The organism is Actinoplanes aureus (assembly GCF_015704865.1).
Classification (GTDB): domain Bacteria; phylum Actinomycetota; class Actinomycetes; order Mycobacteriales; family Micromonosporaceae; genus Actinoplanes; species Actinoplanes aureus.
In genome coordinates this window covers 31,177-58,038 of sequence record NZ_JADQTO010000026.1, presented here as the reverse complement: position 1 = coordinate 58,038, position 26,862 = coordinate 31,177, and the positions used below count along the sequence as shown (strand labels likewise).

Sequence of the window (26,862 nt, the reverse complement as noted above, 5' to 3'; positions counted from 1 at the left end):
CATGCCATCTCTCGACATCATCGGCGACGATCTCAAGGTCACCCTTCCGCACGGGGAGACCGTGCGCTTCGCGCACCTGGACTACGCGGCGTCGGCGCCCTGCGCGCAGGCCGCGGCCGATGCGGTGGCCGACCTGCTGCCGCGCTACGGCAGCGTCCATCGCGGCACGGGGGTACGCTCCCAGGCGTCCACCGTCGCGTACGAGCTGGCCCGCGACGTGGTGGCCGAGTTCGTCGGCGCCCGACCCGGCGACGGCGTGATCTTCACCCGGAACACCACCGACGCGCTCAACCTGCTCGCCCGAGCCCTGCCGCCGGGCACCACCACCATCGGCTTCGACGGCGAGCACCACGCCAACCTGCTGCCCTGGCCGAACGTGTTGCGCCTGCCCACCCCGGCGTCGCCGGACGAGGCCGTCGAGGCGCTGCACCGCGCGCTGCGCGAGCACACCGGCCCGGCCGTCCTCACGGTCACCGGGGCGAGCAACGTGACCGGTGAGGTGTGGCCGGTGCGGCGCCTGGCCGACGTGGCGCACGCGTACGGCGTACGCGTCATCGTCGACGCCGCCCAGCTCGCCCCGCACCACCCGGTCTCGCTCGCCGAACTCGGTGCCGACTACCTCGCCTTCTCCGGCCACAAGCTGTACGCCCCGTTCGGCGCCGGCGTGCTCGCCGGCCGCACCGACTGGCTCGACGCCGCCGCGCCCTACCTCGCCGGCGGCGGCGCCAGCGTCGCGGTCGGTGACCGACCCGGCGAGCTGACCTGGGCCCACGGGCCCGCCCGGCACGAGGGCGGCACCCCGAACCTGCTCGGCGCCGTCGCCCTCGCCGCCGTCTGCGCGGCCCTGATCACCGCCGACCGCACCGCCCTGCACCAGCACGAACAGGCCCTGCTCACCCGGCTGCGCGACGGGCTGCGCGACCTGCCCGAGGCGACCGAGGTCAGCGTCTTCGGCCCGGACCACCCCCGGGTCGGCATCGTCTCGCTGCACCTGCCCGCACACGACCCGGCCGGGATCGCCCAGCGCCTCGGCCGCGAACACGGCATCGGCGTGCGGGCCGGCCAGTTCTGCGCCCACCCCCTGGTCCGGCGGCTGACCGGAGCCACCACCGGCGGCGCGTGCGGCACCGGATCCACCGGCCTGCTGCGCGCCAGTTTCGGCCTCGGCAGCACCACCGACGACGTGGATCGCCTGCTCGCCGGGCTCACCGCGGCACTTCGCACCTGAGCCGCTACCCGCGAGAACCTGTCCCGGTCGCGTCGTACGCCGATCCTGGCATCCGTGGGGACCTGGATGACGTGGCTGCGCGACCGGCTTCCGGCCGGTGGCGGGCTGCGCGACGAGGACTGGGCGGGCCGGCACCGCCTGCTGACGGTGCTGCTCGCCGTCGTCATGGTGGTCCTCACCGTGTTCGGGGTCTTCCAGGGCGAGCACCACGCGGTCACCCTGCTGCTCACCGACGGGCTGATCCTGCCGGCCGTGGCGGCCGCCGCCCTGCTGCGCTCCCGGCGGCTGCGCTCGGTCGCCGTGGCGCTCGGTTTCACGGTGGCCTGCGCCGGCTTCGTCTCGCTCAGCCACGGCCTCACCGAGGCACACTTCACGTTCTTCATCGTGGTCGCCGCGCTCGCGCTCTACCGCGACTGGGCGCCGTTCGGGGCGTTCCTGGTCGCCACCACCCTGCACCACGGCGTCTTCGGCACGCTGGTCGGCGACCACACCTACGACCACCAGAACGCGACGGCGCACCCGCTGATCTGGGCCCTGGTGCACGGCGTCGCGGTGCTCTTCGCGGCCGGCTTCCAGTTGATCTCCTGGAGCCTGAGCGAGACCGAGGAACAACGCGCCCAGGAGAACCTCGACGAGAGCCAGGCACAGCTCAGCGTCGCCTTCGACGAGACGCCGGTCCCGATGGCGATGATCGACCCGGACGGTGTGCTCGTACGCACCAACGCCGCCTTCCGCGAGTGGCTGCGCCTGCCGGCCGAGCTGCCGGCCGGCTTCGCCCTCACCGACCTGCCGATCAAGTCGGTCGACGAGGCCGGCGCGCGACTGTTCGAGACCCTCACCGGACGGACCGAGCCGGTCACCGTGACCCACCAGTACCGGCGCGCCGACGACGGCTCACTGATGTGGGTGCAGGTGCACAGCACCGGCCTCTACGACCGGCACGGCCGGCTGCGGATGGTCTTCGTGCACTGCCTCGACGTGACCGCGGTCCGCGACCACGAGGCCGAACTGCACTACCAGGTGCGCCACGACTCGCTCACCGGCCTGCTCTCCCGCAAGGCCTTCGAGCACGACCTCGCCGGGCTGCTCGACCGCAGCCGGGAACCGGTCAGCGTCATCTACCTCGACGTGGACCGGTTCAAGACGATCAACGACGGGTCCGGGCACACCACCGGCGACGACGTGCTGCGCGCGCTGGCCGTACGCCTGCGCCAGGTGGTGCCGGCCGGCGCCCTGATCGCCCGGCTCGGCGGCGACGAGTTCGTCGTCGCGCTGCCCGGCCCGGCCGGCACCGGCCTGCGGGTCGGCAACGGCATCCTCGCCGCGCTCGCCGAGCCGCTGCCGATCGGCGCCCAGGAACTGCCGGTCTCGGTCAGCGTCGGCGTCACCACCGCGTTCGGCCCGGCCGCCGTCGACGACGTGGTGCTGGCCGCCGACACCGCCATGTACGCCGCCAAGCGCGCCGGCGGCAACCGGGTTCAGGTGTTCACCGACGCCCTGCGGGTGCCCGTGCAGGAGCGGATCGCCGCCGAGACCCGCCTGCGCCGGGCCCTGGCCGCCAGCCCGCGCCACACCCTGCCGCTGTGGTTCCAGCCGGTGGTCTCCACCGTCACCGGCCAGATCATCGGCGCCGAGGCGCTGGTCCGGATGCGTACCCCGGAGGGCACCATCCTCGGACCGCACGCCTTCGTCGGCGTGGCCGAGGAGACCGGGCTGATCGTGCCGCTCGGCGAGCACGTGCTGCGCTCGGCGATCGACCACCTGCTGCACTGGTCGGACCGGCTCGGCTACGTCTCGGTCAACGTCAGCCCCCGCCAGCTCGCCGAACCCGACTTCGTCCCGATGGTCGCCGGCGTCCTCGCCGGGGTGCCGCATCTCGACCCGTCCCGGGTGGTCCTGGAGATCACCGAGACCGCCCTGCTGTCGTCCGCCGGCGACGTGAGCGAACGGCTGGCCGCCCTCAAACAGCTCGGCGTCCGGATCGCCCTGGACGACTTCGGCACCGGCTACAGCTCACTGACCTGGCTCAAGTCGCTGCCCGCCGACATCGTCAAGCTGGACCGCTCGTTCGTGGCCGGCCTGGCCGGCGACCCCCGCAAGTCGTCGATCATCTCGGCGGTGCTGTGGCTGGCCCACTCGCTGGGCATGTCCACCATCGCCGAGGGCGTCGAGGACCTCGCGGACTGGTCCGCGCTGCAGGCGGCCGGCTGCCCGGCGGTGCAGGGCTACTTCTTCAGCAAGCCGCTGCCCGCCCCCGACTTCGACCGCATGCTGGCCTCCGCCGGCCGCACCTCGTCGCTGATCCGGTCCTGACGTCAGCGGAAGTCGCGGATCGGCCAGAGGCGGACCCTGCCGTCGGCGTACGCGGCCGCGAGCAGCACACCGTTCCGGTCATAGGCGATCGTGTCCGCCGGATCGGCGCCGCCGATGAGGGTGTGGACGTGCAGACCGGTGCTGGCGTCGAAGATCTGGACGGTCCCGTCCCGCGGAGCGGCCGCCAGGCTGTTGCGGATCAGCGGGTTGAACGCCAGCGAGCTGACCCCACGCGGCGTACGGACCGGGCGGACGGGCCGGCCGTCGCTGGAGTCCCAGACCCGGGTGGCGGCACCGGCCTCACCGGTGACCACGGTGTTGCGGGTCAGCGGGTCGAACGCGAGGGCGGTCACCTGGCGAAAGGAACCATCCAGCTCGCGGACCGGCTTCCCGTTGCTGGTGTCGAAGACGGTGACCGGGCCGTCGCGGCCGGCCACCGCCAGGGTGTTGCGGGTGAGCGGATCGAAGGCCAGCGCGGTGACCGCCGCCGGCGGCCCGCTCAGCACGCGGATCCGCAGTCCCGTCCCGATGTCCCAGAAGGTCACCGGGCGCCCGGCGACGCCGGCCACCAGCACGTCGCGGTTGTGCGGGTCGAAAGCGAGCACCGCCTTGCCGCCCGGACCGGCGCCGGGCAGCGTCCGCAGCGGGCTGCCGTCGGTGTGGTCCCAGAGCCGGATCAGCCCGTCCGGCCCGGTGGTGGCGAGAACCTGCCGGTTGAGCGGGTCGAAGGCGACAAGCGTCGGCTGCGGATCGCCGGTGTCGATCGTCCGGGCCACCTCGCCGGCGGCGGTGTCCCAGATCCGGACGACACCGGCCGCGTCGGCCGTCGCCAGCCGGTCCCCGAAGAACCGGGGAAAGCTCAGCGACACCGGTCCGGACGGATGTCTCGGCGTCAGCAGCCGCGGCTCGTCCGGATGGCCGGAGGCCGCCTTCCGCACGACCAGCAGCGTGACCGCCCCGGCGGCCAGGACCGCCCCGCCCGCGATCACGGCACGCCGCGACGGGCGCCATCCGGCGTCCTGCTCGCCGAGCTCGGCCCGCAGCCGTTCCCAACGGCGCCGCCACTCCGCGACGTCGCCGTCACAGGCCTGCACGTAGGCCTCGACGGTCGGCCACTTGGGCAGGTGCCGGCCGCCGGCGGCGTCGGACAGCGCGGTGCTCGACCGGCCGGTACGCGTCGCCATCGTGCTGTATTTCGGTGACCCGGCGGCCACCCGGAGCGCGCGCAGCGCGGCAGCGAACTCGGCGAGCGGGCCGTCCGCCGGATTGAGGGGACGCTCCGGACGTGGCATGTGACCCAGCGTCACAGCCGTCCGCCGGGCCGGGCAAGAAACCGTCGGATGTCCGCCGCAGGGCGCGTTGTCCGCCCCGGCAACACATTGTCCGCCCGGGCACCGGCGGCCGGGGAATCGGCTAGGACCGGATGCGGGCCCGGTGTCGCGCCGGGCGACACCCGCACGCGGAGGTCTGGTCAGATGACCAATACGGATCCGGAGGACTCGAGGGCGGCGGCTCAGCCGTCTCCCGAACAAAAGCATCGCCGACCGGAGGAGCCCACGCCTCCGAAGCCCGCGCCCGAGAAGGCGCCCGCGCCCGAGCAAGCGCCCGCCCCGGTGGCCGTGCCCACGCCGCCGGACGAGCCCGGCGCCCACCCAGAGAGCCGAGCCGCTCGCAGCGCCGCGGAGAAGGCTCAGACCTGGAGCGCCGTCGTGTCCGCGGTGCTCTCGGTGGTCGCGATCGTGCTGTCCACGATGGCGTTCGCCGACCAGCGCGGCCGGCAGCGCAAGCAGATCGCGGCGCGTATCTCGATCGTGGAGGGCCTGCTGCCCACCCGGGTGGAGGGACAACTCGGCGCACCCGGGATCGTGATCCGGAACCGGGCGCCGTCACCGATCTTCAAGTCCTGGCTCCTGGTGGAGGTGGCCGGCAAGATCGGAGTCTTCTACCTCGACGCGATTCCCCCATGTGTCGTACTCGGGCTGCCGAAAGAGATCTTCACCGGCAAGCCCGTCCCGGACCGCACCGTGGTCGTGGCGTTGTGGTTCACCGACGACGAGGGCCGCGGCTGGCAACGGCTTGCCGGCGGAGACCTCGACCCGTTCGCCGTACCGGACTACCGGGGCGCGGCGACGTCGCTGCCGGCCGGCCGGGGCCTGCCGCCGGCCACGGCCATCGACACGACGCTGAACTCCGAGCCGGCCCGGCTGGCTCGCGGCATGGTGATCCGTGACGCGTCGGACTGCAGCGAGGCGACCTGACCCCCGCGTAACACCTCAGCGGAAGCAGTTCACCTGCCGGAAACCACAGCAGGGGCAACGGCCGGTTAGAGTCCGGCCATTCTTGACAACGTTGATCCTTTCATCGGCACCGCGGCCACCGACCTGCCTCGCGCACACGGTCTCGCCGCCACCTGGTGGTGGCCGAAACCGCAGGTGGGCAACACCCACCCGGGCGCCACCTCGCCGCTGGGCATGGTTTCCGCCTGCGCCTACTCGGGCGCCTACCCGACCGGCTACGGCCGGTACGCCAAGAACACCGAGGGCGTGCCGGAGGAGATGTTCGGCCGGTTGCAGGCCTCCGGGTTCACCCACTTCCAGCAGTCCGGCACCGGCGCGATCCGCAAGTACTACAACTACGTCCGGGTCACCCCGATGGTGCAGCCCCTCGACGACCTGGGCGGGTCCTGGCCGCTGGAGGACGAGCGGGCCGGGCCCGGCTACTACGCCGCCAACCTGGACACCGGCGTGCGCTGCGAGATCACCGTGGGGGAGAAGGTCGCGGTGCACCGCTACACCTTCCCCGACCACGACAGTGCCCGGGTGGTCGTCGACCTGTCCTGCGGCGGGCTGGCCATCGACCTGGGCCGTACCGTCCCGCTGCGCGCCCAGGTGGAGAGCATGGGACACGGCCGGGCCCAGGGGACCGTGGTCATGGAAGGCGTGCCGCTCTCGGTGTACCTCGAGGTGGACAGCCCCGGCTGGCGGCAGATGCTCTGGTACGACCAGCGGCTCATCCCCGGCGGCACCCGCCTGGACTTCGACAGCATCCGGCACACCACGCTGCGCCCGTTCGGCATGCTCTTCATGGGACCCACCCGGGCCGGGCAGAGCGTCGAGGTGCGGATGGGCTTCTCGCTGCGCGGGTGCGACCAGGCCCGGCAGAACCTGGAACGCGAGTGCGGCGTCGCCCGGACCGCCTTCGAGACCGTCCGCGCCCGCACCCGCGCCCGCTGGCGCGACCACCTCGGCAAGGTCGAGGTCGACGGCGGCACCGACGCCCGCCGCACGGTCATGGCGACCGCCCTCTACCACTCCCTGATCAAGCCGTGCGTCGCCGACGACGAGAGCCCGTTCTGGCCCAGCTCCGGCCCGTACGCGTTCGACATCTGCACCATGTGGGACATCTACAAGACCCAGCTGCCGCTGCTCTCGGCGCTCGTCCCGGACCGCTACGGCGACCTGCTCGAATCGCTGATCCGGGTCTGCGAGGAGGAGGGCAACTTCCCGATCGGCTACCGGATGGCCCGCGGCGCCGACCGGTTCTTCCGGCAGGCCAGCGCCCTGGCGCACACCGCGCTCGCCGACGCGCACGCGCTGCGCCGGCCGGGTATCGACTGGACCTGGGCGCTCGTGCACATGGTCGACGACCTGCGCCGGCTCTACGGCGAGGACTTCTTCGAGCACGGCGTGGCGCACCCGATCACACACACCCTGGATCTCGCGTACGCCCACCACTGCACCGCCCAGCTGGCCCGCGCGCTGGGCGACCACCGGCTCGCCGCCGACCTGGAACGCCGCGCCGGTGGCTGGGTGAACGCGTTCGACCCGGCGACCGGACTGCTGCGCGACTCGGAGTTCTACGAGGGCGGCAAGTGGAACTACTCGTTCCGGCTGCTGCACGACATGGCGGCCCGGATCGCCCTGGCCGGCGGGGACGACGTGTTCCTGGACCGGCTCGACCGGTTCTTCGGCTTCGGCGCCGACCCGGTCAAGCAGCCCGGCCGCCGCCCGCCGCCCGCCGAGATGGCCGCCGGCTACGCCCTGAACCGCTTCGAAGGGCTGAACAACGAACCCGACATGGAGGCACCCTGGGCCTACCACTACGCGGGCCGTCCGGACCGTACCGCGCAGATCGTGCACGCCGCGCTGACCTGGCAGTTCGGCACCGGACCCGGCGGTCTGCCGGGCAACGACGACTCCGGTGGCCTCAGCTCCTGGTACGTCTGGGCGTCGCTCGGCCTGTTCCCGGTGGCCGGCCAGAACCTGTTCCTGGTCAACGCCCCGGCCTTCGAGCGGGCCGCGCTGCACGTCGAGGGCGGCGAGTTCGTCATCGAGACCAGCGGGCACCGCTCCCGCCCGATCGGCGTCGACGGGATCGACCGCGACCCGCCCCCGCAGTACGTCCAGTCCGCGACGCTCAACGGCAAGCCGCTGCACGCCACCCACCTGACCGCGGCCGACGTCCACCACGGCGGGCGGCTGCACCTGCGGCTCGGCCCGGAACCCTCCACCTGGGGTCACCGAACCCGGCCGCCGTCTCTGGCACACCCCCACCCGAAGGAGGTCCGATGAGCCGACCGACCCGCCGCCTCGTCATCGCGGTCCGCGCCGACCCGGTCATCTGCGGACACTCCGGCGAGGCGCGCAACCTCGCCGAGGTGGCCCTGACCCGCGGCTTCGACGACGTGCGGTTGCTCACCTGGCCGGTACCCGCACTACAGGCCGCCGGGCTGCCGCTCAAGCCCCTGGACCGGCTGCTGCCGTACAGCCCGGGCATCACCGTGGAACGGCCGGAGGCGGTCGGCGACTACCGGGTGCCCGACGGGCGGCACCTGGCCGGGCTCACCGGGCGCCTGGTGGAGCTGCTCGCCGACGGCGTGCCCACCGTCTGCCTGTCGATGTACCTGGTCCCGCACACCCAGGTGATCAACGACGCGGTCACCGCGGCCCGGGCCGCCGGCTTCGACCCGAAGGTGCACACCATCGCCAAGGCGGTCGGCTCGGACGTCACCAACGTGATCCGCAACTGCCTGCGCGAGGGCCGCTTCGGTGCGGCGACCGTGCTGCTCACCACGTTCCTCGCCAGCGACGAGGTGGTGGCGGTCTCCGAGTACACCCGCGACGAGATCATCGCCGCCGCCGAGGAGGTCGACGCCAACTGCGGCACCGGCTTCGCCGGCCAGTGCCGGCGGCGGGTCACGGTCAGTTACCCGCCGATCGACGCGTCGGCCTTCCTCGGCCTGGACCCGGAGGCGGTGGACGCCGCGCTGGCCCGCCGCGGGCTGCGGCGCGAGCGGTACATCCTGTTCCTGTCCCGGGTGGCCCGGGCCAAGGGCATCTACGACCTGATCATCGCCTACGGCCAGATGCGCTGCCGGGACGACGTGAAGCTGGTGGTGGCCGGCACCGGCCCGGCCCTGGAACACGTCCGGGCGATGGCGAAGGAGGACGACCGGATCGTCTTCCTCACCGATGTGGACGACGACGAGAAGCCGCTGCTGATGGCCGGCTGCGCGGCGTACGCCCTGCCCACCAAGCCGGAGCCGGACTTCGTCGAGACCTTCGGCATCGCCCTGGCCGAGAAGGCCCTCGCCGGAGGCGGGCCGATCGTCACCACGCTGACCGGCGGCACCGGCGAGGCGGTCGGCGACGCCGCCGTCATCGTCGAGGCCGGCGACATCGGCGGCCTCGCCGAGGCACTGGACCGGGTGGTGCTGGAGATGCCCGCCGAAGAGCGGGCGGACCTGGAGAAACGCGCGCGGGCGCACGCCCTGGCCTTCGACCGCGCCGCGGTCTTCGATCAACTGCTCCATTGAGGGGTACGCGAAAACGGCCGCCCCTTCCCCGGGGGCGGCCGTCTCCGTCGATCACAGCTTGCCGTCGGCAACCATTTTCTCCAGCTTGGCGTAGCCCTCGTTGACACCGACCTCCATGCCGCTCTGCAGCCAGGCGTCGCGGCCCTCGATGCTGTCCACCACGGACTGGGCGCGCAGCCGGGTGCGCCCGTTGCCGAGGTCCTCGAACCACAGCGTCTCCAGGGCCACACCGTCCGGCATGCCCTCCCAGGTGAAGGTCTGCACGATCTTGGTCGGCGACACCTCGTGGAAGGAGCCGTGGAAGCCGAACTCGTCGTCGCCGCGCGAGGAGACGTAGCGCCAGCTGCCGCCGGTCCGCGCGTCCCAGTAGTCGATCTTGGTGTCGATCGAGTCCGGGCCGTTCCACTGCAGGAACAGCTCCGGGTCGGTGTGCGCGCGGAACAGCTGCTCCGGCGTCGCGTCGAACTCACGGGTGATCCGGACGATCGGCAGCTTCGGGTCGGCCTCGATGGTGGCCTCAACGTTCTTGGTCATTGCCCTTCCCCTTTTCCTTGTCGTCGGTCATCTTCGCCAGCAGCGTGTCGAGGCGGCTGAACCGCTCCTCGGCGCGACGCCGGTAACGCTCGATCCAGGCGTCCATCTCGTCGAACACCTCCGTCTCCAGTCGGACCATCCGGGGTTGCGGTCCCGGCGGCCGGCTCACCACCCCGGCGTCCTCCAGCACCTTGAGGTGCTTGTAGACCGCCTGGAGCGACATCCGGTACGGCTCGGCCAACTGGTTCACCGTGGCGTCGCCCTCGGCGAGCCGGGCCACCATGTCGCGGCGCGTCGGATCGGCGAGTGCGGAGAAGACGCGAGTCAACGTGTCCGCCGGCATCGAACCCTCGTTTCAACTTGTCGGTTGAAAGTAACCGTAGACGTGGTGCCGGTCACCTGTCAACCATAAAGTTGAAAGCGCAGCTCAGAGCGGATCGGCACGCCGGGCTTACCGGTAGTTCGCAAGCCGTACACATCGTCCGAGTAGACCGGCGGCATGGAACAAGCGCGTTGTGTGATCCGCCGCGAGACCACCCCGGCCGGCCCGGCCGTGCGGGTCCACGTCACCGGCAGCCTCGATCGGGCCGCCCACGCCGAGCTGCGCCGCGCCCTGCGCCGCGCGTTCGAACAGACCCGGCGCGCCGCCGTCCTCGTCGACCTGACCGAGGTGGACGACATCGGCAGCGAATGCATCGAGGTGCTGCTGGTCGCCTACACCCGCGCCCTGCGCGGCGGCCACGGCTTCGAGGTGGCCGGCGCCCGCGGCGCCGTGCGCCAGGCACTCGAGATCACCGGCCTGTGCCCGCCCAGCGCGCTCTACGCGCCCAACACCGCCGACACCCTCGACGCCATGCTGGACGCCGGTTCACTCCTGCCGGTGATGTCCGGCCGTCCCGGAGCGTGATAGGTCTCTAGGGTGGCTCGTTCGCGAAGCGAAACGGCCATGCCTGGAACGACGCCAGCCGCCCGAAGGGACCGGAAACCTGTCGATGGAACGTGACGCCACCGGCACCGGTACCGACCCACCCGTCGCCGCACTGATCGACCACGAGACCGGCATCATCGAGCTCACCGTTAACGGTCACTGGGACCGGCGGCTGAGCGCCGCGGCATACCGGACCGCACAGAAATGCCTGGCCGAGCACCCGGCCGGACTGGCCATCGACCTGCTCGGCCTGCACGACCCGCGCTCGGCCAGCGCGCCGGTCTGGATGACCGTCGCCGCACAGGGCGGGCGCCTCCAGCCGCCCGTCCCGGTGGTCGCCTGCGTACCGCCGGCCACCCGGCTGGCCGGCCGGCTCGACCGCCTCGGCGCCCGCGCCCACCTCTCCCTGTTCAGCACCGTCGGGCTGGCCCGCACCGCGATCACCAGCCACCGCCCGACCACCAGCCAGGTACGCCTCCAGCTGCCACCCGTACCGGCCAGCGTCGCCCACGCCCGGCAGATCGTCAGCGCGGCCTGCGCCGAATGGCACATGGAAGCGGTACGCCCACGCGCCCTGCTGGTCGTCTCCGAACTGGTCGCCAACGCGGTCCTGCACGTCGGCGGCCCCATCGATGTCGTCATCTCACACCGCGGCACCCTGCGGCGCGCCGCCACCCGCGGCGCCACCAGCCTGCATCTGGCGGTCTACGACAAGGACGTCCGGATGCCGCCACCCAGCGGCAGCGGCATGGGCCTGCGCCTGGTGAGCGTCGCCTCCCAGGCCTGGGGCGTCCTGCCGGCCCGCGACGGCAAGGTCGTCTGGGCGATACTGCGGGAAACCGCCCGCCCCAACGAGGTGACCCGATGACCACCGAGGACCTGACCCGGATCAGCGCCGAGATCAACCAGCGGCCGCCGGTCAACGGCATCCGCCTGGTCGGCGTCGACGGCCCGAGCGGATCCGGCAAGAGCCACCTGGCCACCGGGCTGGCCGCACTGCTGGACGCGCCGGTCCTGCCGATCGACGACTTCGTCTCCTGGGACGACTTCGCCGGCTGGTGGCCCCGTTTCGACGAGCAGGTCCTGACGCCGCTGCTGGCCGGCAAGGCCGCCCACTACCAGGCCCGCGACTGGAGCGACTGGTACGGCTCGTCACTCGGCGAGTGGAAGACGCAGCCGTGGGCGCCGACCGTGATCCTGGAAGGCGTCACCTGCACCCGGCGCGAGACGGTGGGCCGGTTGGCGTACGCCGTCTATGTGGACGCACCGGCCGAGACGCGCCTCGCGCGCGGCCTGGCCCGCGACGCCGCGTTCCCGGGCCACGAGGAACTCTGGCACCGCTGGATGCGCGCGGAAGACGAGTTCTTCACCAGCGACGGCACACGCGCCCGCGCCGACACCGTCATCGACACCGGGCCTCAGCTCACCTGAAGGTAGAGGTGGCGGCCGGTGGCCCGCGCGGTACGCGCCAGCCCCGCCACCTCGGTGACCAGCTCCAGAGCGAGCTCCTCGTCCTCCACGCCGGCCTCGTCCCCGGCGATCCACTCCCGGGTCACCCACGCCAGGCGCTCCGGGCTCGCCTCGGCCAGAGCGGTGACCAGCTCGCCGCGCGCCCGGAAGACCAGGTCCCCCACATCGGGGGAGTCGTCGCTCTCGATCAGCTCCATCGCGTCGCGGCCGGTCAGCAGGGCCTCCCACTCGAACAGCGCGGTGTACGCGTCGAAGTTGCCGTATTCAGCGGACTCGCCGTCACCGGGCCCACCGGCCGCGGCGGCGTCGTCCGGCGCGAGATAGAAGTCGATGATGCTGCTCACCCGACCATGGTGACAGCAGCGCATAGAGTGCCGTCATGATCCCCCCAGCCGTCACCGAACTCGGCCGCGAGCTCGTGGCACTGGGCTGGGTCACCGACCTGCTGGTCGCCGGATCCCTGGCCACCGGCGACTACCGGCCCGGCGTCAGCGACATCGACCTGGTCGCGCTCACCGACCGGCCACCCCACCAGGACGTCCTCGCCGAGCTGCACCGCCGCCTCGACGCCGGCCCGGCCCGCGGACTCGCCCTCGGCTGCGTCTACGTCGAGACGGCCCGCCTGGCCGACCGCGACGCCGAACACCCGACCTGGACCCACGGCCAGCTGGTGCAGCGCATCCTCTCCGGCATCACCCGGGCCGAACTGGTGCGGCACGGGCATGCGATCGCCGGTCGCGCACCGCGCGACGTGCTGCCGGCGATGACCGACGACGACGTACGCGACGCCGCCCGCGCCGAGCTGACCGGCTACTGGGCGTGGGCCGCCCGCCGCCCCTGGCTGTTCCGGGATCCGGTCATGGCCGACCTGGGCCTGACCTCGATGGCCCGGGGCCGGCACGCGCTCGCCACCGGCAACCTGCTCACCAAGACCCAGGCCGTGGCGGCGGCCGACGCGCCGGCCTGGCTGATCGGCCAGCTCCGCGCCCGCCGCGACGGCGAGCACGTCACCTCGCCCCGCCTGCGCACCGCCCTGATCGCCTGGCGCGACGTGCGCCGCACCGTCGCCCGGGCCCGCCGGCCCGGCTGAGCCGGTTCGGCGCCGGACGCTAGAGAGCCTTGGTGGTCAGGGTCTTGTCCGGCCCCACGTGGGTGCTGTCTGGCGGCCGTTGAGACGGCATTGAGCATGGGCCAAGCAAGATCACCGCTTGGGGAGCCTGACTACGGAAGCTCTAGCTGCCGGCTGAGCGGCTCAGCCGGCGCATCCCCGCGGATGCCACCGTTGCCAGCAGCTGGCGCTCCACCGGGTCCGGGTCGTGCGGCTTGTGGTAGTGCACCGACAGCACCCCGAGCTGGACCCCGTCGCTGACCAGCGGAATCGAGCGCACCGCCCGTACCCCCGCGGCCAGCACCACGTCGCGGGCCGGGCCACGGCCGAAGAGTTCGCTGCGCTCCACGTCGTGCACCTGCACGGTGCGCGCGTCTGCCAGGGCCACCCCGCACGCCGACCGCCGGTCGTCGACCAGGGCGAAGAAGTCCAGGAAGTCACGGCCGAACCCGTACTGCGTGACGATGCGCAACCCGCCGGCGGCGGCGTCGTACAGCTGGATGTTGCCCATCCGCGCCGGGCTCAGCGCGAGCGCCGCCTCCAGCGTCGCCGACATGATCGCCGCCGGTTCCTCGACCCGGAGGAAGTCGGCCGCGAACAGGGTGAGGCCCGGCCGGCCGGGCGGGCGCAGCGCCGCGGCGGCCGTCCGTTCTCCGGCCTGCGCCCACCAGACCCGCAGGTATTCGTGCACCTCGTGACGCCAGCTCTCGGCGGCCCTGCGCCGGGCCTCCGCCTCCGCCCTTGCCTGCTGGGCCCGGCGCATCCGGAGGGTCGCCTCGGCGTACCGGCGGCGGGCCGGCTCGGCTTGCCCCCCGGCCGCGCGGCCGGGGTGCGGCGGGGGGGGCACCAGCACGTCGTGCGCGAGCGCACGACGTGCTGGTCCCGGGTCTGCGGCGCGGGAAAGGCGCGCCGCGTCAGGCTCGCCCACCCCTCAGTCGTATCACAGCTGCCCCGATGGCAGGCTGAACGGCATGCGAATCTCGATCTGGCCGGGTGCGGCACAACCGTACGGTGACGTCCTCGAGGTGGCTCGCCACGCTGCCGAGACCGGGTGGGACGGCGTCTACGTCGCCGACCACTTCATGCCGAACGCCGGCGGCACGCTCGGCGCCGACCACCCGGTGCTGGAGTGCGGCTCGCTGATCGCCGCTCTCGGCGCGACCGTCCCGCGGCTGCGCGTCGGCACGCTGGTCTACGGCAACACCTACCGGCATCCAGCGGTGCTGGCCAACATGGCGGCGACCGTCGACCAGATCACCAACGGCCGCTTCGTCCTCGGCGTCGGCGCCGGCTGGCAGATCAACGAGCACGAGCAGTACGGCATCGAGCTGCCCCCGGTCAGCAAGCTCATCGACCGTTTCGTGGAGGCCCTGCAGGTGCTCCGTGGCCTGCTGCGGGAGAGCCGCACCACGCTGCACGGGGAGTACTACACGCTCACCGACGCGGTCTGTGAACCCAAGCCGGTGCAGGACCCGCTGCCGATCCTGATCGGCGCCAAGGGGGAGAAGCGGATGCTGCGGGTGGTCGCCGAGTACGCCGACATGTGGAACGCCTGGGGCCGCCCGGATCTGATCGCCCACAAGTCGGCGGTGCTCGACCGCCACTGCGCCGACCTGGGACGGGACCCGAGAACGATCGCGCGGACCGCCCAGGCGCTGATCGTGGTCGACGGCCCGCTGCCGGAGAACCTGCCGGTGCCTGTCATCGGCGGCTCGCCCGAGCGGCTGGCCGACACGATCGCCGAGTACCGGGCCGGCGGGCTCGACGAGCTGATCGTCCCGGACGGCCTGCTGGGCACCGGCGCCACCCGGTTCAAGGCGATGGACACCGTCCTGAGCCTGGTCCGCGGCTGACCCGATCCGCCGGCCGCCTCAGTCGGCGAGCAGGTCGCCGGCCCCGACCTGGAGACACAGCCACCGGATGTGCGGCTGCGCGTCGCGCAGCCGCAGGCTGCCGCCGCGGTCGGCGGCGGCCACGGCCAGGCCGTCGAGGGCCCGGATCGCGGCGGCGTCGCAGAAGGTGACCTCGGCGAGGTCGGCGACGACATGACTCGCCGAGCCCGTCTTGATGATGAGGTGGGCCTGCTCGAGCAGGGCGGGCGCGGTGAACGCGTCGATGTCACCGGTGAGCCGCAGGGTCAGCGTGTCGCCGTGCACCTCGGCGACGATGGCGGGCATCACCGGATCGTTGCCGACCGGGCCGTTCGCGTAGGTCCTCATCGCCGGGCCGTCCGGGGCCGGATCGTCGCCCACACCGCCTTACCGTCGTGCGTCGGCATCGCCCCCCACGCGGTCGCGGCCGCGTGCACCGCGACCAGGCCCAGCCCGCTCACCGGGATCTGACCGGGCGGCGCCTCGGATACGCCGAAGCGGTGCGGCAGGGCCGGACCACTGTCGCGCACCATCACCTGAATCGCGGTGCCGCGCCGGGCGATCACCACGGTGATCGGGGTGCCGGCGTGGTCCACGGCGTTGACCACGAGTTCGGAGACCACGAGCCGGGCCCGGTCGGCGAGTTCAGGCAGGTGCCAGGCGGTGCACGCGTCGGTGACGGCCGCGCGTGCCCGCGCCGCGGCGTCGGCCGCCGGGGTGAGCCGCAGGCGGATCCGGTCGGCCGGCGGTGACGGCTCGGACGCGGCAGCGTGTGCCTGCGCCGCGCTGGGAAACGTCGGCAGGAATCGTGGTGCGCCCATCCGGTCCAGGCGGGCCGCGAGCGCGGTGCCCTGGGGAACACAGATCAGCACCCGCACCGGCGGATTCAGGTTGGCGCTGAGGCGCCGGGCCATGAGCCAGGTACTGACACTCGCCGCGTGCGGGTCCCGCAGGCTCTCCAGGTCGATGACCAGGCTGTTCGGGTGCTCGCTGAGGCACTTACGGATCGCGACGTACACGTCGCGTTGCCGGGTGCGTCCCCAGAGGCCGTGGACGGCCAGCGTGACCGTCGACGACTCGATGTCCAGCGTGACGCTGACACCCTCGTCCTCTCCGTCCTCGAACCGGTCGAACAGATACGGCGAGCGCACGCGCGGCATCGCCAGGCCCGCCCGGCCGAAGAAACCATCAGGCCCACGAGGATCCACTACCAGTAATCCTCACCGATCGGTGCACCGCGGAGAGTGCGGCGCGTTACTTCGAGCGTCGCAACCGGCATCCCATGGTCACAACTGTTCGGCGAAGGTTCACCGTGACGGCTACCGCGAACGGCACGCGCGGTCGTCGAGCGCTCACGGGCTGGCCGTCGCCTGGTCGAGGACGTCGTCGGCGGGGCAGCGGCCGCGGGACACGTACCGGTCGGTGAACTCCGCCAGGGCATCGCGCAACTCCCGGGCGGCGCCCTGGCGGGCGAGGGCCGCGTACGCGGCCAGGAAGCAGTCGCGTGCCGCGGCGGCCAGCACCGGATCGGTGAGCGCGTCGCGCCCGGCCCGCTCCCACAGGCGCGCTTCGCCGGCGAGCGGTGCGGTGGCCGCCCAGGCCTGCTCGGCCGCACGCCGATCGTCGAGCAGCACCGTGGTCACCGCGGCCACCAGACGCCAGCCGGCGCCCGGCTGCCGGTCGGCCGGATCCAGCTCCAGGTGACCGCGGGCGGCCACCGGCGGGCGCAGCGCCGCCAGGTGCCGGTCCAGGTCGGCCGGGGCCGGCCGGCCGCCGGACCGGATCCACTGCCGCAGGGAGCGGCCGGTCGCGGCCGGAGCGTCCATCGCGTACGCCGCCCAGCCGGCCCGGGGCTCGAGGGCGGGAAGAACCGGCAGGTCACGGCGCAGCGCGGTACGGACACTGCGCCAGCCGGTGGGCCGCCCGTGGCGCAGCGGCGAGTTCGCGAACGCGGCCGCCAGCACCGGGGCGAGGGTGTGCGCGAGGGCCCAGCGGCGGCGCAGGCCGAGTGGGCCGCCGTCGTCGAGGCCCGCCTCCAGACCGATTCGGACGCCGGCCGTGGCCGTGCCGAGCGCGTGCGCCGGGCCCTCCGGGTGCGCGGTGCCGGTGGCCAGCGGCAGGACGGTCAGGCGGTGCTGCTCGGCGATGCGGCCGGCGGCGGCCAGGTCGTCGCTCATCCGCCGCAGGGCCACGTCGAGCCCGGGGGAGGGCGGCCCGCTGACCACCATCAGCCGCGGCGAACGGGTGTCCAGGAAACCGTGCCGCAGCGGCCGCCGGCCGCCCGGCGCACCGGCCGGATCGAGAAGCAGGTCCACCGCGATGCCGACGAATCCGGGAAGGCCGGTGGTGAACGCGCGCCCGGCGATGAAGCTCTCGGCGGCCTGTTCGGTCTGGGTGGTCACGGGCGCCTCACTCGTCCTGGGGCGGCGAGCATATCAGTCCTACCGATTCGATAGGAGTGAGGCACGTTACCGCGATTGAGATAGGTTCCTAGGATGCCTTAGAGGTGGTGAGGGTGGTCCCCGAGGGCGGGATGGGGGGACAGGCAGGGAAACCGCCGGTATTCCAGCGCGCCGCCACGGCCGTACGGTCGGCTCATGTCATCGAACAACGTCACCGTCCGCCAGGCCGCCATGGACGCGCCGCTGCTGCTGCTCGCCTACGGCGTGCTGCGCCTGGCCGACGGTTTCGACGGCGACCGCGGCCCCGGCCTCGCCTGGAACCTCGGCCACCTCGCGTTCTTCGCCGCCATGGTCCTGTTCGGCGTGCTCGCGGCGAGCCTGGTCGCGCTGGCACCGGCCGGCGCCCGGCGGGTCGCCTCGGTCGCCGCCGCCGTGACGGTCTTCGGCGTGGCCTGCTTCCTCTGGGTGATCACCGGCGATCTGTCGCCCGGCTTCCGGCAGGCGATGCCGCTGCCCGCCGCACTGGAGGCGGCCGGCCCGATGGCGTTCACCCTGGGCATGCTGACGTTGCTGGGCCTGCTGGTCGCCGCCCGCGCGGTGCCGGTCCGCAGCCCGCTGTTGTTCGGCGCCGGCATCGTGGCCGTCACCGTGCACCTCGATCTGCTCCCACTCGCCGCGTTGCTGCTGCTGGCCGCTCTGGCGCCGCTGGCACGCGGCGCCGGCCGCACCGCCCGGCGCGAGCCGGTAGCGGCACCCAGCGCCCCGCTGCGAAGCCGGGCGCTGCACTGACCGGGGGGATCGGGGGATGGCTGGGGCCGGGCGGGAGACCTCCCGGCCCCAGCCGTAGGGCTCAGTGGATCGGCTTGCCGGTGGCCCCTAGCCGTACCGTCCCGTGCGTGAACCGCGCCCGGTACGTCGAGGCGCTCAACCCGTAGTGCGACCGGAACCGCCGGGCGAAGTAGTTCTGATCCGGCCACCCGACGTCCTGCGCGATCTGGGTGATCGGTTCATCGGTGTGCAGCAGCAGGTTCGCCGCGGTCTCCACCCGGTGCCGGGACAGGTACGCCACCGGCGGCAACCCGGTGGTCGCCTTGAAGATGCGCACCAGATATCCCGCGCTCAGCCCCAGATGGTCGGCGAGTTCGGTCAGCGACCACCGGCGGGCCAGGTCGGCCTCCATGAGCCGCATGGCCTGGGTGACGGCCGGATGGGTCGGTGCGCTCGCCTGTTCCCCGGCCACCGCCCGGGCCAGCACCGACAGGAACAGCGTGAGCCGCCCGATGATGTCGCCACGGTGCGCCCCGACCGGATGGGCTCGCAGCTTGTCGAGCGCGTCCAGGTGCTCGATGCACTCCGCGAGCTCGGAGCCGGACAGGTGGGCGGTGAGCATGCCGCGGCGCTGCATCGCGTACGGCCCGGTCCACAGCAGGTAGCCAAGCAGCGGATCCTCCCGGGTCCAGGCGAGCTCGCGATGCAGCAGATCAACCGAAAAGCAGCAGTTGTACAGGTCGAGCGAGGAACACTGTTCGTACCCGTGCCAGACGCCGGGGCGCAACAGCACCACGTCGCCGATGCTGAGCTGCTGGTCGCCGAGCACGGACCGGTGCCGTCCGGCTCCGCCGACCATGACGGCGATCTCCAGGAAGCTGTGCGTGTGATCGGGGTGCCGGTCCTGGTGCATGTAGTGCCCGGCGTACGCGAGCGACCCGTCGGCGAAGTACAGCAGGCCGCGATCGCTTCCCACGGGAGGTTCGCTCATCCCGACACCAAACCACGTCAGGTCAATATCGTGCTAGGCCAGGTGCAGCTTGGCCTATCGACGCCGGTGCGCCGGAACCACGATGGAGCTGCGCCCGCAACACCGTGTTAACCCACGGGTAACGCCCCGGGCAGAGTCACATCGTCCTGATCGAGGAGCCCCATGCTGGTCCTGCGCCTGGAACACCACACCGACGGCGACGTCGTCAACACCCCGGCACCGCGGCTGTCCTGGATCGTCGAGGACGCCGAGCCGGGCTGGCGGCAACAGGCCTACGAGATCGCCGTCGGCGACCAGCGCCACCTGGTGGAGTCGGCGGAGCAGGTGCTGGTGCCGTGGCCGGGCGCGCCGCTGCGCTCGCGCGAGCACACCGAGGTGCGGGTCCGGGTGCGCGGCGACGGCGGCTGGAGCGAGTGGAGCGATCCCAAGACTGTGGAGGCGGGCCTGTTCGCCGCCGAGGACTGGACCGCGCGGTTCATCAGCCCCACCGGGCAGGATGACAACGCGGTCCAGAAGGCGTTCACGGTGACCGGTGAGATCACCAGGGCCCGCCTCTACACCACCGCGCACGGCCTCTACCGGGCCGAACTCAACGGCGAGCGGGTCGGCGACCTGGAGCTCGCCCCCGGCTGGACCAGCTATCCGCGCCGCCTGCGCTACCAGGTCTACGACATCACCCACCAGATCCGGCCGGGCGAGAACAGCCTGCGCGTGCTGCTCGGCAACGGCTGGTACCGCGGCCGGCTGGGCTTCGCCCAGGGCCGCGCCCTCTACGGCGACCGGCTCGCGCTGCTCGCGCAGCTCGAGCTCACGTTCGCCGACGGCACGACCCAGCTGGTGGTCACCGACGAGACGTGGCAGGACGCGCCCAGTGCGATCAAAACCGATGATCTGTACGACGGACAACGCACCGACCTGCGCAAAAACGAGGAACAGGCGCACCCGGTCCAGGTGGTGGCTGCCGATCTCGGCCGGCTCGTCGGCGCCGACGGGCCGCCGGTCCGGGTCACCGGCGTGCTGCCCGCGGTGAAGATCGACGGCACCCTCGTCGACTTCGGTCAGAACCTGGTCGGCTGGGTACGCCTCAAGACCCGCGGCCACGCCGAGGGCCACGAGATCACCGTCCGGCACGCCGAGGTGCTCGAGAACGGCGAACTCGGGGTCCGCCCGCTGCGCACCGCCGCCGCCACCGACACGTACGTGCTGGCCGGCCCGGACGAGGTCACCCTGGAACCCTGCTTCACCTTCCACGGCTTCCGCTACGCCGAGATCACCGGCGCCGGCGATCTGCGCCCGGAGGACGTCGAGGCGATCGTCGTCGGCTCCGACCTGCGGCGTACCGGCTGGTTCGACAGCTCGCACGAGCTGCTCAACCGCTTCCACGAGAACGTCGTGTGGGGCATGCGCGGCAACTTCCTGGACGTGCCGACCGACTGCCCGCAGCGCGACGAGCGGCTCGGCTGGACCGGTGACATCCAGGTGTTCGCGCCGACCGCCGCGTTCCTGTACGACACCGCCGGCTTCCTGACCAGCTGGCTGGCCGATCTCGCCGTCGAGCAGCACAAGGACGGTTCGGTGCCGTTCGTGGTGCCGGACGTGCTGCGCGACCAGTCACCGGCGGCCGCGGCCTGGGGTGACGCGGCCACCCTGGTCCCGTGGACGGTCTACCGGCGTACCGGTGACCGGCAGGTGCTGGCCCGGCAGTTGCCCAGCATGCGCGCCTGGGTCGACAAGATCGCCGAGCTGGCCGGTGACGACCTGCTGTGGACCGGCGGGTTCCAGTTCGGCGACTGGCTGGACCCGGCCGCGCCGCCGGAGAACCCGTTCCAGGCTCGCACCGACGCCGACGTGATCGCCACCGCGCACCTGGCCCGCTCGGCGCAGGTGCTGTCCGAGGCGGCCGCCGTGCTCGGCGAGACCGCGATCGCCCGGCGGTACGCGGACCTGGCCGCCCGGGTGCGCGAGGCCTTCGCCGCCGAATACGTGACGGCCGGTGGCCGCGTGCTCGGTGACGCCGAAACCGCGTACGCCATGGCGTTGAACTGGGCCCTGCTGCCGGACGCGCGGCAGCGTGAGCGAGCCGGGCGGCGGCTGGCGGATCTGGTACGCACCTCGGGTTTCCGGATCGCGACCGGTTTCGTCGGCACCCCGCTGATCGCCGACGCGCTCACCGACGCCGGGGAGTCCGCGGTGGCCTACCGGCTGCTGCTGCAGACCGGCTGCCCGTCCTGGCTGTACGCGGTGACGATGGGCGCGACCACGGTGTGGGAGCGCTGGGACAGCATGCTGCCGGACGGGTCGATCAACCCGGGGGAGATGACCTCGTTCAACCACTACGCGCTCGGTGCGGTCGCCGACTGGCTGCACCGCCGGGTCGCCGGGCTGGCCCCGGCCGCCCCCGGCTACCGGGAGATCCTGGTGGCGCCGGTGCCGGGTCACGGCCTCACCTCGGCGTCGGCGCGCCACCTCACCCCGTACGGAACGGCGGAGGTCTCCTGGCGCCGGGCCGGCGGCGAATTCCACCTGGACCTGCGCGTGCCGGTCGGCAGCACCGCGACCGTGCGGCTGCCCGGCGCCGACCCGGTCACCGTCGCGCACGGCAGTCACTCCTGGACCGTCGCCGACCCGGTGGCCGACGCACCCCTGGTCACCGTGCGTGACGTTCTCGACCGCGAACCGCTGTGGCAGTCCGTGGTCGTCGCCGCGGTGGAGGCCGGCGCCGCCTCCGGCGAACCGGCGGTCGCGGCCCGGCTCGGCCGCTACCTGGACGCCCCCGCCGAGCAGCTCATCGAAGCCCTCACCGCGGCCGGTTTCGCGCCGGGCGCCGCGGACCTGCGCCGCCGTCTCGCCGAGCTGCTGCCCGGCACCGATGCCTGAACCCCCCTGGAGGAAGAAGTGAGACTCAAGATAGCCCTGGCCGCGTTCACGGCCGCCGCCCTCGCGCTGTCCGGCTGTAGTGCCGGCAGCCTCGGCTCCAGTGACGACGACGGCAGCGGTGTCACGCTGTCGTTCATGGTCGACAACTCGGACACCAACAGCAAGATGGCCGAGGGCCTGGCCAAGGAGTTCAACGCCAAGAACCCCGGCATCGTGGTGAAGGTGGAGACCCGCCCGCAGGGCACCGAGGGCGACAACCTGGTCAAGACCCGGCTGTCCACCGGCGACATGACCGACGTTTTCCAGTACAACTCCGGCTCGCTGATGCAGGCCCTCGCCCCGACCAAGAACCTGGTCGCGGTCGACGACCAGCCGTGGGCCGGGAAGCTGGACGAGAACTTCAAGACCTCGGTGACCAGCGAGCAGAAGCTGTTCGGCGCGCCGTTCGGCACCTACAACGCCGGCGCGATCCTCTACAACCGCGAGGTCTACCAGAAGAACGGCCTGCGAGTCCCGACGACCTGGGACGAGTTCATGGCCAACAACGCCAAGCTCAAGGCGGCCGGCGTCGCCCCGGTGATCCAGTCGTACGGCGAGACCTGGACGTCACAGCTGTTCGTGCTCGGCGACTTCCACAACGTCACCGCCGCCCAGCCCGACTTCGCCGAGAAGTACACCGCCAACCAGGCCAAGTACGCGACCACCCCCGCCGCGCTCGCCGGGTTCGAGCACCTCCAGGAGGTGCACGCCGCCGGGTACACCAACAAGGACTTCGCCTCGGCCAAGCTCAACGACGCCGTCGAGCAGCTGGCCAAGGGCACCGGCGCGCACTACCCGATCCTGTCCGGCATCATCAGCCAGCTCCTCGGCACCTTCCCCGAGGAGAAGGACACCATCGGGCTGTTCCCGATCCCCGGCGACGACGCCGCCAAGAACGGCCTCACCGTCTGGGCGCCCGCCGGCGCCTACATCCCGGCCAGCACCACCGGCGAGAAACTCGACGCCGCCAGGAAGTTCCTCGCCTTCATCGCCAGCCCCGAGGGATGCGCCGCACAGGCCAACGCCACCGTGATCAACGGCCCGTTCGCGGTGCAGGGCTGCACCCTGCCGGACGACGTGCCGCAGGTGGTCAAGGACATGCAGACCTACATCGACAAGCCGGGTGCCTCCAGCCTGGCGCTGGAGTTCCTCTCCCCGGTCAAGGGCCCGGCGCTGGAGCAGATCTGCGTCGAGGTGGGCTCCGGCATCCGCAAGGCCCCCGACGGGGCGAAACTGTACGACGAGGACGTCAAGAAGCAGGCCCAGCAGCTCGGCCTGCCGGGCTGGTCATGAGCGTTCTTCTGGAAACCCGCGACGGGACGGCCCGGGACACCGGGTCGCCCCCCGCGCGGGTCCGCAGCCCGTACCCGCACTGGTTCTACCTGCCCGCCGCGATCGTCTACGGCGTCCTGTTCCTGATCCCGACGTTCGCCTCGTTCTACTTCAGCCTGACCCGGTGGACGCTGTTCGAGTCGCACTTCATCGGACTGGACAACTTCGTCCAGTTCTTCCAGGAACCGGCCCTGGTCAAGGGCTTCGTCAACACGCTGATCTACGGTGTGGTCACCTCCGGGGCCAAGGTGGTCCTCGGGCTGCTGCTCGCCGTGCTGCTGACCTCCCGGATCGTGGCCCGCGGCTACCTGCGCTCGGTGGTCTTCTTCCCGGTGCTGGTCAGCACCATCGGGGTGGGTCTCACCTTCACCGTGCTGATGAACCCGGAGCAGGGCCTGATCAACCAGACCCTCGCGACGGTCGGTATCGAGGGCCCCGGCTGGCTCACCGATCCCTCGTACGCGCTGCTGTCGGTCGCGCTCGTCGACGTCTGGAAGGGCGTCGGGCTGGCCACGCTGATCTACATCGCCGGGATCGTCTCCATCCCGCAGGAGTACTTCGAGGCGGCCCGGGTCGACGGCGCCGGCGCCTGGGCGAACTTCCGGCACCTGATCCTGCCGCTGGCCCGCCCGGCCACGGTCACCGTGATCATCCTGTCGCTGATCGGCGGCCTGCGCTCGTTCGACCTGATCTGGGCGATGACCCGCGGCGGCCCGGGCTTCACCTCCGACGTCATCGCCTCGGTGATCTACAAGCAGTACCAGGCCGGGTTCTACGGCCTGTCCACCGCCGGCAACGTCGTGCTGTTCGTCGTGGTCACCGCGATCGTGCTGCCGCTGTCGCGCTTCCTCAACCGCAAGGAGGTCGAGCTGTGACGCTCACCGCGCGAGCCAGGAGCTGGCTCATCGGCTCGGCCGCGATCCTCGTCTCCGCCGTGGTGTTCCTGGTGCCGTTCGCGTTCATCCTGCTCACCGCCGCGAAGGACGCCCGGCAGGCGGCGCAGCTGGACTTCTCCTGGCCGTCGTCGTTCCACTTCGTGCCGAACCTGATCGAGGTGCTTCAGGCCCGCGACTACATGCTGATCATCGCGTACATCAACAGCACGATCCTCACCGTCTCCAGCGTGGCGATCATGGTGGTGCTGGCCGCGATGGTCGCCTTCGTGCTGCAACGGCGGGCCTCCCGCTGGAACGGGCTGATCAACTTCCTGGTGCTGTCCGGGCTGATCATCCCGCCCGCGGTGGTGCCGACCATCTGGGTCCTCGACGGCCTCGGCCTGTTCGGCACCATGCCCGGGCTGATCGCCATCGAGGTCGCCTTCGGGCTCAGCTTCTGCGTGCTGCTGTTCCGCGCGTTCATCGCCACCATCCCGCGCGAACTCGACGAGGCGGCGGTCATCGACGGCGCCGGCCCGCTACGGCTCTTCTTTCAGGTGATCTTCCCGCTGCTCCGCTCGGTGATCATCACCGCGGTGGTGGTCCAGTCGGTGACCGTCTTCAACGACTTCGTCAACCCGCTGTACTTCCTGCCCGGCTCGAACAACGCCACCGTGCAGACCACCATCTACAACTTCTCCGGCCAGTTCGCCACCCAGTACCACCTGCTGTTCATGGACATCCTGCTGGTCACCGTCCCGCCGCTGATCATGTTCCTGTTCTTCAACCGCCGCATCGTCGCCGGGATGACCGCCGGAGCGATCAAAGGCTGATCAGCCGGTTCAGTGATGCGGATCCGCCACGATCGGGCGCGGGGTCTATCCTTGTCGATCATCCTTGATCGATGGGGGCAGAGATCATGGTCGAACCACTCGACACCGGGCGGCCACATCCCGCCCGGGTGTACGACTACCTGCTCGGCGGCAAGGACAACTTCGCCGCCGACCGGGCGGCCGCCGCCGAAGGACTCAAGGCCAACCCGGACGCGGCGACCGCGCCCCGGCAGAACCGCGCGTTCCTGCAGCGCACCGTACGGTTCCTGGCCGCCGAAGCCGGCATCCGCCAGTTCCTGGACATCGGCACCGGCCTGCCCACCGCACCGAACGTGCACCAGGTCGCGCAGTCGGTCGACCCGTCCGCCCGGGTCGTCTACGCCGACAACGACCCCCTGGTGCTGGCACACGCCCGCGCCCTGCTCACCGGCACCGGCGAGGGCCGCACCAGCTACCTCGACGCCGACCTGCGCGAACCCGAGCGGATCCTGGCCGCACCGGAACTGCGCGACACCCTCGACCTGCGCGAGCCGGTCGCCCTGCTGCTCTACGCGGTGCTGCACTTCCTCGACGACGCGGCCGACCCGTACGGCATCGTGGCCCGGCTGATGGCCTCCCTGCCGCACGGCAGCTACCTGGTCATCTCGCACATCACCGGCGACCACGACCCGGAGGCGTGGGCCCGGTTCACCGAGGTGATGCGCCGGCAGGGCGTCACCACCCGGGTGCGCAGCAAGGCGGAGGTGGCCCGCTTCTTCCCCGGCATGGAGATGGTCGAGCCGGGCGTGGTGCCGATCCAGCGCTGGCGGCCGGAGGGCGAGCCCCCGTACACCGACGCCCAGGTCGCCCTCTACGGCGGTGTCGCCCGCAAGCACTGACGCGCCGGGCCTGGACCGGGGCCGCCACCCCGGTCCCGGCCGGATTCAGAGCGACTCGCGTGACCAGGCCTGGTTCGGGGCCAGGTTGCAGGTGAACAGGATCACCGCGGTGTTGCGGCCCCAGTTCGAGACGTCCAGGCACTGACCCGGGTAGCGCACGCTCTCCAGCACCATCGCCCCCGGCTCCGAGCCACGCTGCCGGAAACGCTGCCCGGTGCTGCGGTCACAGTTCCAGACCGTCAGTTGCTGGCCGTGCCCCGCCACCCCGTCCAGGCACTTGTTCACGCCGTTGTGGGTGTAGAAGACGTCGAACGTGCCGTTGCCGTAACCCTTGTACAACGTCCAGACCTGGTTGGCTCCACCATGGCAGGGATACATGTGCACCCACGGCCCGACACCCCAGTTGTAGGCGTCCAGGCATTTGCCGGCCGCGTCGGTGTCGAGGCTGCGGATCACCGGACCGGCGAGGGCCGCCGCCCGGGCTGGGCCGGCCGGCGCGGCGGCCGCCGGTGTGGCGAGCACCAGCGATCCGAGGACCGCCAGAGCGGCGAGCAACCGAGAAACACGCATGATCATGCCTCCATTTCGGCGAGTTCCACG

The 26,862-nt window shown here is 72.0% G+C and carries 26 protein-coding genes; 16 read left to right on the top strand and 10 right to left on the bottom strand.

All coding sequences use genetic code 11. From position 1 onward, the window contains the following. The first annotated feature begins 1 nt into the window (after position 1). Together I4J89_RS38205 and I4J89_RS38200 are read left to right on the top strand one after the other, a co-directional pair. The gene (locus tag I4J89_RS38205; protein ID WP_196419071.1) at positions 2-1,228 is read left to right on the top strand and encodes an aminotransferase class V-fold PLP-dependent enzyme; all 1,227 of its coding nucleotides are present in this window, start codon (positions 2-4) and stop codon (positions 1,226-1,228) included. 54 nt (positions 1,229-1,282) lie between these two features. Then, a complete protein-coding gene (locus I4J89_RS38200) occupies positions 1,283-3,541 on the top strand; it encodes a putative bifunctional diguanylate cyclase/phosphodiesterase (RefSeq protein ID WP_309238659.1) in 2,259 nt (752 codons plus the stop codon). A 2-nt stretch (positions 3,542-3,543) separates the two neighbouring features. Here I4J89_RS38200 and I4J89_RS38195 read toward each other — a convergent pair whose 3' ends face one another. Next, positions 3,544-4,833 (bottom strand): WD40 repeat domain-containing protein, encoded by a 1,290-nt coding sequence (locus I4J89_RS38195; RefSeq protein WP_196419070.1) that lies wholly within the window; start codon positions 4,831-4,833, stop codon positions 3,544-3,546. Between the two features lie 417 nt (positions 4,834-5,250). Here I4J89_RS38195 and I4J89_RS38190 point away from each other — a divergent pair, with 417 nt between their 5' ends. The 3 genes from I4J89_RS38190 to I4J89_RS38180 all read left to right on the top strand — a co-directional run bounded on the left by I4J89_RS38190 (position 5,251) and on the right by I4J89_RS38180 (position 9,356). Beyond that, positions 5,251-5,799: a hypothetical protein gene (locus I4J89_RS38190; protein WP_196419069.1), complete on the top strand. Its 549-nt coding sequence runs from the start codon at positions 5,251-5,253 to the stop codon at positions 5,797-5,799. A gap of 78 nt (positions 5,800-5,877) precedes the next feature. Further along, positions 5,878-8,112 (top strand): GH92 family glycosyl hydrolase, encoded by a 2,235-nt coding sequence (locus I4J89_RS38185; RefSeq protein ID WP_196419157.1) that lies wholly within the window; start codon positions 5,878-5,880, stop codon positions 8,110-8,112. Then, complete coding sequence (locus I4J89_RS38180; protein WP_196419068.1) at positions 8,109-9,356, top strand: glycosyltransferase; 1,248 nt, start codon at positions 8,109-8,111, stop codon at positions 9,354-9,356. The genes I4J89_RS38185 and I4J89_RS38180 overlap by 4 nt, the downstream gene beginning before the upstream one ends. 51 nt (positions 9,357-9,407) lie before the next feature. Here I4J89_RS38180 and I4J89_RS38175 read toward each other — a convergent pair whose 3' ends face one another. Further along, positions 9,408-9,890 carry an SRPBCC family protein gene (locus I4J89_RS38175; RefSeq protein WP_196419067.1) on the bottom strand — a complete coding sequence of 161 codons (483 nt, stop codon included), beginning with the start codon at positions 9,888-9,890 and terminating at the stop codon, positions 9,408-9,410. After that, positions 9,874-10,233, bottom strand: a complete 360-nt coding sequence (locus I4J89_RS38170) for an ArsR/SmtB family transcription factor (RefSeq protein WP_196419066.1) — start codon at positions 10,231-10,233, stop codon at positions 9,874-9,876. The genes I4J89_RS38175 and I4J89_RS38170 overlap by 17 nt, the downstream gene beginning before the upstream one ends. A 156-nt stretch (positions 10,234-10,389) precedes the next feature. On the opposite strand from I4J89_RS38170, the gene I4J89_RS38165 reads away from it, so the two are divergent. The 3 genes from I4J89_RS38165 to I4J89_RS38155 all read left to right on the top strand — a co-directional run bounded on the left by I4J89_RS38165 (position 10,390) and on the right by I4J89_RS38155 (position 12,249). Next, the gene (locus tag I4J89_RS38165) at positions 10,390-10,797 is read left to right on the top strand and encodes an STAS domain-containing protein (protein WP_196419065.1); all 408 of its coding nucleotides are present in this window, start codon (positions 10,390-10,392) and stop codon (positions 10,795-10,797) included. Positions 10,798-10,882: 85 nt separating this feature from the next. Then, a complete protein-coding gene (locus I4J89_RS38160; protein ID WP_196419064.1) occupies positions 10,883-11,686 on the top strand; it encodes an ATP-binding protein in 804 nt (267 codons plus the stop codon). Next, a complete protein-coding gene (locus tag I4J89_RS38155; RefSeq protein ID WP_196419063.1) occupies positions 11,683-12,249 on the top strand; it encodes a uridine kinase family protein in 567 nt (188 codons plus the stop codon). Before I4J89_RS38160 ends, I4J89_RS38155 begins: the two co-directional genes overlap by 4 nt. Here I4J89_RS38155 and I4J89_RS38150 read toward each other — a convergent pair. Continuing rightward, positions 12,237-12,632 carry a hypothetical protein gene (locus I4J89_RS38150; RefSeq protein WP_196419062.1) on the bottom strand — a complete coding sequence of 132 codons (396 nt, stop codon included), beginning with the start codon at positions 12,630-12,632 and terminating at the stop codon, positions 12,237-12,239. The genes I4J89_RS38155 and I4J89_RS38150 overlap by 13 nt on opposite strands. A gap of 35 nt (positions 12,633-12,667) precedes the next feature. Here I4J89_RS38150 and I4J89_RS38145 point away from each other — a divergent pair, with 35 nt between their 5' ends. Further along, on the top strand, positions 12,668-13,378 hold the full coding sequence (locus tag I4J89_RS38145; RefSeq protein ID WP_196419061.1) for a nucleotidyltransferase domain-containing protein: 711 nt from the start codon (positions 12,668-12,670) through the stop codon (positions 13,376-13,378). A 142-nt stretch (positions 13,379-13,520) separates the two neighbouring features. Here the strand turns inward: I4J89_RS38145 and I4J89_RS51755 are convergent, their stop codons facing one another. Continuing rightward, positions 13,521-14,243, bottom strand: a complete 723-nt coding sequence (locus tag I4J89_RS51755; RefSeq protein ID WP_196419060.1) for a GAF domain-containing protein — start codon at positions 14,241-14,243, stop codon at positions 13,521-13,523. A 124-nt stretch (positions 14,244-14,367) separates the two neighbouring features. On the opposite strand from I4J89_RS51755, the gene I4J89_RS38135 reads away from it, so the two are divergent. Continuing rightward, complete coding sequence (locus I4J89_RS38135) at positions 14,368-15,249, top strand: LLM class flavin-dependent oxidoreductase (RefSeq protein ID WP_196419059.1); 882 nt, start codon at positions 14,368-14,370, stop codon at positions 15,247-15,249. Positions 15,250-15,267: 18 nt separating this feature from the next. Here the strand turns inward: I4J89_RS38135 and I4J89_RS38130 are convergent, their stop codons facing one another. The 3 genes from I4J89_RS38130 to I4J89_RS38120 form a co-directional block, all read right to left on the bottom strand. Beyond that, positions 15,268-15,615 carry an STAS domain-containing protein gene (locus I4J89_RS38130; protein ID WP_196419058.1) on the bottom strand — a complete coding sequence of 116 codons (348 nt, stop codon included), beginning with the start codon at positions 15,613-15,615 and terminating at the stop codon, positions 15,268-15,270. Beyond that, positions 15,612-16,418 carry an ATP-binding protein gene (locus I4J89_RS51750; protein WP_196419057.1) on the bottom strand — a complete coding sequence of 269 codons (807 nt, stop codon included), beginning with the start codon at positions 16,416-16,418 and terminating at the stop codon, positions 15,612-15,614. The genes I4J89_RS38130 and I4J89_RS51750 overlap by 4 nt, the downstream gene beginning before the upstream one ends. 201 nt (positions 16,419-16,619) lie before the next feature. Further along, positions 16,620-17,669, bottom strand: a complete 1,050-nt coding sequence (locus I4J89_RS38120) for a glutamate-cysteine ligase family protein (protein WP_196419056.1) — start codon at positions 17,667-17,669, stop codon at positions 16,620-16,622. Between the two features lie 195 nt (positions 17,670-17,864). Between I4J89_RS38120 and I4J89_RS38115 the strand changes: the two genes are divergently transcribed. Next, the gene (locus I4J89_RS38115) at positions 17,865-18,458 is read left to right on the top strand and encodes a hypothetical protein (protein WP_196419055.1); all 594 of its coding nucleotides are present in this window, start codon (positions 17,865-17,867) and stop codon (positions 18,456-18,458) included. Between the two features lie 61 nt (positions 18,459-18,519). Here I4J89_RS38115 and I4J89_RS38110 read toward each other — a convergent pair whose 3' ends face one another. Then, complete coding sequence (locus I4J89_RS38110; protein ID WP_196419054.1) at positions 18,520-19,428, bottom strand: helix-turn-helix transcriptional regulator; 909 nt, start codon at positions 19,426-19,428, stop codon at positions 18,520-18,522. 162 nt (positions 19,429-19,590) lie between these two features. On the opposite strand from I4J89_RS38110, the gene I4J89_RS38105 reads away from it, so the two are divergent. From I4J89_RS38105 to I4J89_RS38085, 5 genes are all read left to right on the top strand, one after another. Then, positions 19,591-22,305 carry a family 78 glycoside hydrolase catalytic domain gene (locus I4J89_RS38105; protein WP_196419053.1) on the top strand — a complete coding sequence of 905 codons (2,715 nt, stop codon included), beginning with the start codon at positions 19,591-19,593 and terminating at the stop codon, positions 22,303-22,305. A gap of 18 nt (positions 22,306-22,323) precedes the next feature. Further along, on the top strand, positions 22,324-23,637 hold the full coding sequence (locus I4J89_RS38100; RefSeq protein WP_309238658.1) for an ABC transporter substrate-binding protein: 1,314 nt from the start codon (positions 22,324-22,326) through the stop codon (positions 23,635-23,637). Then, positions 23,634-24,551 carry a carbohydrate ABC transporter permease gene (locus tag I4J89_RS38095; protein WP_196419052.1) on the top strand — a complete coding sequence of 306 codons (918 nt, stop codon included), beginning with the start codon at positions 23,634-23,636 and terminating at the stop codon, positions 24,549-24,551. The genes I4J89_RS38100 and I4J89_RS38095 overlap by 4 nt, the downstream gene beginning before the upstream one ends. After that, complete coding sequence (locus I4J89_RS38090; protein WP_196419051.1) at positions 24,548-25,384, top strand: carbohydrate ABC transporter permease; 837 nt, start codon at positions 24,548-24,550, stop codon at positions 25,382-25,384. Before I4J89_RS38095 ends, I4J89_RS38090 begins: the two co-directional genes overlap by 4 nt. A 71-nt stretch (positions 25,385-25,455) precedes the next feature. Further along, positions 25,456-26,262: an SAM-dependent methyltransferase gene (locus I4J89_RS38085; RefSeq protein ID WP_230860310.1), complete on the top strand. Its 807-nt coding sequence runs from the start codon at positions 25,456-25,458 to the stop codon at positions 26,260-26,262. A 45-nt stretch (positions 26,263-26,307) separates the two neighbouring features. Here I4J89_RS38085 and I4J89_RS38080 read toward each other — a convergent pair whose 3' ends face one another. Beyond that, positions 26,308-26,832 carry an RICIN domain-containing protein gene (locus I4J89_RS38080; RefSeq protein WP_196419050.1) on the bottom strand — a complete coding sequence of 175 codons (525 nt, stop codon included), beginning with the start codon at positions 26,830-26,832 and terminating at the stop codon, positions 26,308-26,310. Positions 26,833-26,862: the final 30 nt, after the last annotated feature.